At 70.1% G+C, this 8,205-nt stretch carries 6 protein-coding genes and 1 pseudogene; 4 read left to right on the plus strand and 3 right to left on the minus strand.

All coding sequences use genetic code 11. From position 1 onward, the window contains the following. The 3 genes and pseudogenes from ACRDSK_RS29020 to ACRDSK_RS29030 form a co-directional block, all read left to right on the plus strand. Positions 1–426 (plus strand): annotated as a pseudogene (locus ACRDSK_RS29020) (A/G-specific adenine glycosylase); the annotation flags it as partial. Positions 427–549: 123 nt separating this feature from the next. After that, positions 550–1,593, plus strand: coding sequence for a peptidoglycan recognition protein family protein (locus tag ACRDSK_RS29025; RefSeq protein ID WP_431444540.1), 1,044 nt, complete (start codon positions 550–552; stop codon positions 1,591–1,593). 20 nt (positions 1,594–1,613) lie between these two features. Beyond that, complete coding sequence (locus ACRDSK_RS29030) at positions 1,614–2,141, plus strand: 2'-5' RNA ligase family protein (protein ID WP_431444541.1); 528 nt, start codon at positions 1,614–1,616, stop codon at positions 2,139–2,141. On the opposite strand, the gene ACRDSK_RS29035 is transcribed toward ACRDSK_RS29030, so the two are convergent. Then, entirely contained in the window at positions 2,131–2,889 is a 759-nt protein-coding gene (locus ACRDSK_RS29035) for an alpha/beta fold hydrolase (RefSeq protein ID WP_431444542.1), read from the minus strand. The two genes, ACRDSK_RS29030 and ACRDSK_RS29035, sit on opposite strands and share 11 nt — an antisense overlap. 81 nt (positions 2,890–2,970) lie before the next feature. Between ACRDSK_RS29035 and ACRDSK_RS29040 the strand changes: the two genes are divergently transcribed. Beyond that, positions 2,971–4,413 (plus strand): M1 family metallopeptidase, encoded by a 1,443-nt coding sequence (locus ACRDSK_RS29040; protein ID WP_431444543.1) that lies wholly within the window; start codon positions 2,971–2,973, stop codon positions 4,411–4,413. Positions 4,414–4,505: 92 nt separating this feature from the next. Here ACRDSK_RS29040 and ACRDSK_RS29045 read toward each other — a convergent pair whose 3' ends face one another. Both ACRDSK_RS29045 and ACRDSK_RS29050 read right to left on the minus strand, forming a co-directional pair. Continuing rightward, positions 4,506–5,510 (minus strand): endonuclease/exonuclease/phosphatase family protein, encoded by a 1,005-nt coding sequence (locus tag ACRDSK_RS29045; protein WP_431444544.1) that lies wholly within the window; start codon positions 5,508–5,510, stop codon positions 4,506–4,508. Positions 5,511–5,621: 111 nt separating this feature from the next. Then, positions 5,622–8,174, minus strand: coding sequence for an ATP-dependent Clp protease ATP-binding subunit (locus ACRDSK_RS29050; RefSeq protein ID WP_431444545.1), 2,553 nt, complete (start codon positions 8,172–8,174; stop codon positions 5,622–5,624). Between the last annotated feature and the right edge of the window lie 31 nt (positions 8,175–8,205).

Genomic DNA, 8,205 nt, shown 5'->3' on the forward strand with positions numbered 1-8,205 from the left:
GGCGACGCCGGGCCGGCGTCCACCGCGCGCGACCTCGCCGACGCGGAGGCGCTCCTGCCGGCCGACGACGAGCTCGCCGCGCGGACGTCCGCGGCGCTGATGGAGCTCGGCCAGACCGTGTGCACCGCCCGCTCGCCGCGCTGCGCGGACTGCCCGATCCACGACGCGTGCGCGTGGCTGCGGGCCGGCAAGCCCGCCTACGCCGGGCCCGCGAAACCGGTCCAGCGTTTCGCCGGCACCGACCGGCAGGTACGCGGCCGGCTGCTGGACGTCCTGCGGGACACGTCGATGCCGGTGCCGAAGGCGCAGCTGGACATCGTGTGGTCCGACGCCGGCCAGCGCGACCGGTGCCTGGCCTCCCTGCTCACCGACGGGCTGGTCGAGCAGACCGCCGACGGGCTGTTCGCGTTACCCGGCGAGCACTGAGCCAACTGGTAACACGTTGCTTTGGTAATTGGGGAACTCTTGTCACCCCGCGTCCCGGTGACTAGCGTCGAGAAGGCCAGTCACCGATCTGGGGCCGAGTGCCCCTTGTCGAGGGAGATCGAGATGGCCGTATCTCGCCGCGCCCTGATCCGCGGCGGCTTCACCGTGACCGCCGTCGGCGCTCTGGGTGCCACGATTCCGATCACCGCCGGTGCCGCCGGCGAGGAGAACGCGAAGGCCGCCGCGCGGCCGACCCTGCACGGCTGCGACGAGTGGGGCGCGCGCCCGCCGAACGGCACCATCTCGGTGCTCAACCACGCGCCGACCTACATCGTCGTGCACCACACCGCGGGCGGGAACTCCAGCGACCTCTCGCTGGAGCACGCGTTCGCGGTATCCCGCGGCATCCAGAACTTCCACATGGACGGCCGCGGCTGGATCGACTCCGGCCAGCAGTTCACCAACAGCCGCGGCGGGCACGTCACCGAGGGCCGGCACCGCAGCGTGGAGATCCTCGACGGCGGCAGCCAGCACGTGCTGGGCGCGCACGTCGGCGACCACAACAGCGAGACCATCGGCATCGAGAACGAGGGTCTCTACTCCACTGTGGACGTCACGCCGCAGCTGTGGGACTCGCTCGTGCAGCTGGTCGCCTACATGGCCTCCCAGTACGGCGTGCCGACCGCGAACATCAAGGGACACCGGGACTTCAACGCCACCGAGTGCCCCGGCGAGGTCCTCTATGGACGGTTGCCGGAGCTGCGCGACGCGGTCGGCGGCGTACTCGGCGCGGCGGTCACCAACCCGGCGACCTGGCCGCTGCTCAAGCCCGGCGCGAGCGGCGCGAAGGTTCTTGCCGCACAACACCTCCTGCGGGCACGTGGCGCGAACGTGCCGCTCGACGGCGTGTTCGGCGCGTCGACGTTCGCGGCGGTGCGGACGCTCGCGACCGGTCACGGCGTGGCCTACGAGCCGTGCTACGCCAGCCGGACCGCGGACGAGAGCGGCTACATCGGGTCGACGACCTGGCCGCTGCTGGTCCGCACGGTGCGCGCCGGCGACGCGGGCCACGACGCGCAGGCCGCCCGCGCGCTGCTGACCAGCCGTGGCGAGTCCGACCGCGAGTTGGTGGTCGACACGGCGACCTGGCAGCGCCTGCTCGCCTGACGCTGTGGGACCCTGCGCGCATGGCGCAGGCGCTCGAGTTCTGGTTCGACGACGCGGCCGATGCCGCCGTGCGCGGGCTGTGGCGCAGGCTGGACATGGCGGGCGTGCCCAGCCTCGCCACCCGCACGCACGGTCGGCACCGGCCGCACGTGACGTTCGCGGTGGCGGGCGCGATCCCGCCGCGGACCCGCGAGACGCTGCGCGAGGACCTGCGGCTGCTGTCGATCCCGAACCTGTGGCTGTCCACGCTCGCCGCCTTCTCCACGAGCGAGACGGTACTGATGCTCGCCGCGGTCGTGGACACCGAACTGCTGGCCGTGCACTCCGCGGTGCACGACGTGCTGGCCAAGAAGGTCAAGCAGCCCTCCGCGTACTACCTGCCCGGCTCGTGGGTGCCGCACTGCACGCTCGCGCAGGGCATGGAGCCGGCCCAGATGACCGCCGGGTTCGCCGCGCTGTACCCGGTCGAGCCGATCAAGGCCCGGGTCACCGAGATCGCGGTCGTCGACAGCCACACCGGGGAAGCCGAGGTGCTGGTCAGCGGCTGAGCACCGCGGAGAGGAACGCCTCGACGGCGCCGCGGTAGACCTCCGGCGCGGCGCGGTGCACCACGTGGCCCGCGCCCGCGACGACGAGATGGTGGCCGCCGCCCGGGGCGCGCGCCGGCAGCTCGGCGAGCTGGCCGGGCGGCATGGCGGTGTGCTCGGCCTCGATCGCGAGCAGCGGGCAGCGCACCCGCTCGACCATCGGCCAGTAGTCGCGCCGGCCCCACTCGGCGGCGATGTCGTAGAGGTCATCGAGGTCGGCCAGCAGGTGGTAGCCGTCGTCGCGCTCGACGACGCACTCGACGAAGTAGTCGCCGAGCTCGCCGAAGAACTCGCGGACGTGCCCCAGCGCGGCGAACGGGACCGGCCAGGAGCCGAAGTAGGAGCGCCACGGATCGACCGTGCGGCCGCGCTGGTCGGGTGCCATGTCCTCGACGACGACCGCGCGGACCAGCTCGGGGCGCGCGGCGGCGAGGCACCAGGCGTGCAGCCCGCCCATCGAGTGGCCGATCACGATGGCGGGCTCGTCCAGCAGCTCGGCGGCGTCGGTCACGAAGTCCTCGGTGGTCCAGCCGCCGCCGCGGTACGGGCTGCGGCCGTGCCCGCGCGCGTCGAGGCCGACGACCCGGCCGTACCGGGTGAGCCAGCGCGCGACCGGCCACCAGGTCCGGGCCCGGCCCATCAGGCCGTGCAGCAGCAGGATGGTCGGGCCGGTGCCACCGAAATGGACCACGTCCGGTCGTGTCGTCACCACGGGAGTGTCATATACCGGTATCACGGCACGTCGGCCAAGATGGTCGGAACGTTCGTCTAGTCACCGGGAGCAGCAACGATGCGTCACGGCACGGCCCGCGCCGCCTGCCTTGCCCTGGTCGCGCTGGGCCTCACCGCCTGCACGTCCGAGCCCGAGGAACCGCCGAAGCCGCCGGCCCCGACGAAGGCGGTGGAGGCGGAGCCGGGCGCGGACGGCGTCGGTGACCCGTACTACCCGCAGGACGGCAACGGCGGCTACGACGTGACCGGCTACCACGTGTCGATCAGCTACGACCCGAAGAGCCGGCAGCTGACCGGCGACACCCGGGTCGCCGCGAAGGCGACGGGCGACCTGGAGCGGTTCAACCTGGACCTCAGCGGGCTGAAGGTCAGCGCCGTCGAGGTCGACGGCGAGGCGGCGAAGTTCGAGCGGCAGGGCGAGCACGAGCTCGTGGTCACGCCGGCGGCCTCGGTCGCGGACGGCGCGGAGTTCACGGCCCGGGTGCGCTACGCGGGCGTACCGAAGGGTCCGGAGGAAAGCTCGCTCGGCGACAACGGCTGGCAGCTCGCGCAGTCGGGCGGCGCCTTCGTGGCGGGCGAGCCGCACTCGGCCGCGACCTGGTACCCGGCGAACGACACCCCTCGCGACAAGGCGACGTTCAAGCTGGACGCGCGGGTGCCGAACGGGTGGAGCGTGATCTCGAACGGCCGCGAGAAGCCACCGACTCCCGGCGACGACGGCTGGACGACCTACCACTGGGAGGAGCCGACCCGGATCGCGACGTACCTGACGACGGTCGGCATCGACAGGTGGAAGTTCGATCGTTCGACGCTGCCCGGCGGGATCCCGGTGGTCAGCGCGTACGCGCCGGGCGTGGAGTACAAGCGCGACGTGGAGTCGGGGCTGCCGGAGATCATCGAGTTCCTGTCGTCGAAGTTCGGGCCGTACCCGCAGAGCGCGGCGGGCGGGATCTACATCAACGAGGACATCGGGTTCTCGCTGGAGACGCAGGGCCGGCCGATCTACGCGTCGTGGGCCGAGCTGACGGTCGTGGTGCACGAGAACGCGCACCAGTGGTTCGGCAACTCGGTGTCGGTTCAGTCGTGGTCGGACATCTGCCTGAACGAGTGCTTCGCGAGCTACGCCCAGTGGCTCTGGGACGAGGCGAAGGAGGGCGTGAACCTCGACGACCAGTACCGGCAGGAGGCCGCCCGGGCGAACAACCGGCTGTGGGGCGGGAAACTGTACGACATGGGCGCGGGCAACGAGTTCACGTCGGTGTACGACAAGGGCCCGATGGCGCTGCACGCGCTCCGCCGGGAGATCGGGGACCGGGCGTTCGACCGGGTGCTGCGCGAGTGGCCGGCTCAGCATCGGGACGGGAACGCTTCGTGGCCGGAGTTCGAGCAGTTCGTGCAGAAGGTGGCGGGCAAGGACCTGAGCGGCTTCTTCGGCGCCTGGTTCCACGCGGACACCGAACCGGCCGAGAAGTACCTGTACCCGGGCTCGCTGGCGAAGTAATGGTCCACTGAGGACTCGTTGGGTCATCGCCGTCCGCTGACAGCGCCGGCGCCGTTGGCTGACGGCTGTCGACGACCCCGCCCCAACGTCGGTCAGGGGAGGATGACTTCCGAGACCAGTGCCTTGTGGTCGGTCCCGGGGACATCGAGAACCGCGTAGCTGCCGAAAGCGCAGCGGTCGTCGATGAGGATGTGGTCGATCGTCACCGGCGGGCCCAGTGGCCAGTTCGACCAGGTCGCCGACAGACCGTCGCCTCTGGACTCGGCCGCGTCGGCGTAGCCGCGGTCCAGCACGGCGCGGAAGGCGGCGTGGTCGAACGACGCGTTGAAGTCGCCCGCCAGGATCCGGACACGCTCGGCCGGGCGGGGCAGGTCGGCCAGCTCCTTACGCCACGTGGCCGCCGTGTTCGTCCGCACGCCCGGCTGGATGTGCACCGCCGTCAGCTCGATGTCGTCCGAGCCCGGCAGGTCCACAACCATCGACGGCTGCGCGAGCGTCGACTCGTCCATCAGCGACACCTGCCGCAGCGGAAACTTCGACAGGACACCGGTTCCCGAGCCGGTGCTATCCTCGTCGTACACGCGGTTCGGCAGCTGCTTCGACAGCCCCAGCCGCTCGAGCGCCGCGTCCGCGTTCTGGGTCAGCTCCGGCATGATCAGCACGTTCACCTGTTGCTCGCGCACGAGACGGACGACGGTGTTCGGGTCGGCCCGGCCGGCGTACAGGTTGATCGTCATGATCCGCAGCCGCTCACCGTCCACGGACGGCTGCTCCTCCGAGAGCAGTCGCGGCACGAGCAGCGTGCCCAACGCGATCGCCAGCAGCAGCACGGTGAAGCCGACCACCCGCCGACGCAGCAGCACACACAGCAGACCCAGCACCAGCCCGAACGCCGCCACGTACGGCGTCAGCGCCATCGCGGCGACCAGCGCCTCCAGCGTCTCGATACCGATGACCCGCAGCACCACGTACGCGACGAACACCAGCGCGAGCGTGACCAGTACGAACCCGAGCTTGTGACCGCCGATGCGGCGCCGTGGCACCTCGACGTCGAATTCCGGTTCGGGCGGGAGCTCCTCGATCGGGGACCTACGCACGCCCATGCTCCTGGTCGGAGTCCATGGCAACCAATATGCCCCAAAACGGGCCCCGGCACGGCGAAAGCCGCATCACCACGCCGTGGCGATGCGGCCTTCGACCATTTCGAGCTATGCGGACTCGGAGTCCTCGGCCGACGAGTCGCCGCCGGAGGCGGCCATGTCGACCGGCGGGGAGTCCGGCACGTTGCCCGGCTTCGGCTCGCCGCGGAAGGTGAACGTCGCCTTGTCGGTCGCCGTACCCTCCTCGCCGTCCCAGCCCTCGACATCGCAGATGATGATCTGGCCCGGCTGGATCTCGCCGAACAGGATCTTCTCCGACAGCGCGTCCTCGATCTCGCGCTGGATGGTGCGGCGCAGCGGCCGCGCACCCAGCACCTTGTCGAACCCGCGGGTGGCGAGCAGCTTCTTGGCCGCCGGAGTGAGCTCCAGCGCCATGTCCTTGTTCTTCAGCTGCGTCTCGACCCGAGTGATCATCAGGTCCACCATCAGCACGATCTGGTCCTCGGTCAGCTGGTGGAAGACGATGATGTCGTCGATGCGGTTGAGGAACTCCGGCCGGAAGTGCTTCTTGAGCTCGTCGTCGACCTTCTGCTTCATCCGGTCGTAGCTCTGCTCCCCGCCGCCGGACGTGAAGCCGAGGCTCACGGCCTTGGAGATGTCCTGGGTACCGAGGTTCGAGGTGAAGATGATCACCGTGTTCTTGAAGTCCACGGTGCGGCCCTGACCGTCGGTCAGCCGGCCGTCCTCCAGCACCTGCAGGAGGGTGTTGTAGACCTCCTGGTGCGCCTTCTCGATCTCGTCGAACAGCACCACCGAGAACGGCTTGCGCCGCACCTTCTCGGTGAGCTGGCCGCCCTCCTCGTAGCCCACGTACCCCGGAGGGGCACCGAAGAGCCGCGAGGCGGTGTACCGGTCGTGGAACTCGCCCATGTCGATCTGGATGAGCGCGTCGTCCTCGCCGAACAGGAAGTTCGCCAGCGCCTTGGACAGCTCGGTCTTACCGACACCGGACGGGCCGGCGAAGATGAACGAGCCGGACGGGCGCTTCGGGTCCTTCAAGCCGGCGCGGGTGCGGCGGATGGCCTGCGACACGGCCCTGACCGCGTCCTCCTGGCCGATGATCCGCTTGTGCAGCTCGTCCTCCATGCGGAGCAGACGCGTGGTCTCCTCCTCGGTGAGCTTGAACACGGGGATCCCGGTCCAGTTGGCGAGCACCTCGGCGATCTGCTCGTCGTCGACCTCGGCGACGACGTCGAGGTCGCCGTCCTTCCACTGCTTCTCCCGCTCCGCCTTCTGACCGAGCAGCTGCTTCTCGGAGTCCCGCAGCTTCGCGGCCCGCTCGAAGTCCTGCGCGTCGATCGCGCTCTCCTTCTCGCGGCGCACGTCGGCGATCTTCTCGTCGAACTCGCGCAGGTCCGGCGGTGCGGTCATGCGGCGGATCCGCATCCGGGCACCGGCCTCGTCGATCAGGTCGATCGCCTTGTCCGGCAGGAAGCGGTCGTTGATGTAGCGGTCGGCCAGGGTGGCCGCGGCGACCAGGGCCGGGTCGGTGATCGTGACCCGGTGGTGCGCCTCGTACCGGTCCCGCAGGCCCTTGAGGATCTCGATGGTGTGCTCGAGCGTCGGCTCGCCCACCTGGATCGGCTGGAAGCGGCGCTCCAGCGCGGGGTCCTTCTCGACGTACTTGCGGTACTCGTCGAGCGTGGTGGCGCCGATCGTCTGCAGCTCGCCGCGGGCCAGCATCGGCTTGAGGATCGACGCGGCGTCGATCGCGCCCTCCGCGGCGCCCGCACCGACGAGCGTGTGGATCTCGTCGATGAACAGGATGATGTCGCCGCGGGTGCGGATCTCCTTGAGCACCTTCTTCAGGCGCTCCTCGAAGTCACCGCGGTAGCGCGAGCCCGCGACCAGTGAGCCGAGGTCGAGCGTGTAGAGCTGCTTGTCCTTGAGCGTCTCGGGCACCTCGCCCTTGACGACCATCTGCGCGAGACCCTCGACGACGGCCGTCTTGCCGACGCCGGGCTCGCCGATCAGCACCGGGTTGTTCTTGGTGCGGCGGGACAGCACCTGCATGACCCGCTCGATCTCCTTGGCCCGCCCGATGACCGGGTCGAGCTTGCCCTCACGTGCCGAAGACGTGAGGTTGCGGCCGAACTGGTCCAGCACCAACGACGAGGACGGCGTGCCCTCGCCGCGGCCGCCGGTCTCCGCGGGCTCCTTGCCCTGGTAGCCCGACAGCAGCTGCAGAACCTGCTGGCGTACGCGGTTGAGGTCGGCGCCGAGCTTCACGAGGACCTGGGCGGCCACGCCCTCGCCCTCCCGGATCAGGCCGAGAAGGATGTGCTCGGTGCCGATGTAGTTGTGACCGAGCTGCAGCGCCTCCCGAAGCGACAGCTCGAGGACCTTCTTGGCCCGGGGGGTGAAGGGGATGTGCCCGCTCGGCGCGTGCTGGCCCTGGCCGATGATCTCCTCGACCTGCTGCCGCACGCCTTCCAGCGCGATCCCCAACGACTCCAACGCCTTGGCGGCGACACCCTCACCCTCGTGGATCAAGCCCAGGAGGATGTGCTCGGTGCCGATGTAGTTGTGGTTGAGCATCCTGGCCTCTTCTTGGGCCAGCACAACCACCCGCCTCGCGCGGTCGGTGAACCTCTCAAACATCTGCACTCCTGACTGCTGCGCCGGCGGCCCT

The organism is Actinophytocola sp., assembly GCF_050699915.1.
GTDB lineage: Bacteria > Actinomycetota > Actinomycetes > Mycobacteriales > Pseudonocardiaceae > Actinophytocola.

What these genes read in the sequence shown, in the direction of transcription:
- ACRDSK_RS29030 (WP_431444541.1), top strand. Translation starts at nt 1,614, where the DNA reads ATGGCGCAGGCGCTCGAGTTCTGGTTCGACGACGCGGCCGATGCCGCC.
- ACRDSK_RS29050 (WP_431444545.1), bottom strand. Translation starts at nt 8,174, where the DNA reads ATGTTTGAGAGGTTCACCGACCGCGCGAGGCGGGTGGTTGTGCTGGCC.
- ACRDSK_RS29025 (WP_431444540.1), top strand. Translation starts at nt 550, where the DNA reads ATGGCCGTATCTCGCCGCGCCCTGATCCGCGGCGGCTTCACCGTGACC.
- ACRDSK_RS29040 (WP_431444543.1), top strand. Translation starts at nt 2,971, where the DNA reads ATGCGTCACGGCACGGCCCGCGCCGCCTGCCTTGCCCTGGTCGCGCTG.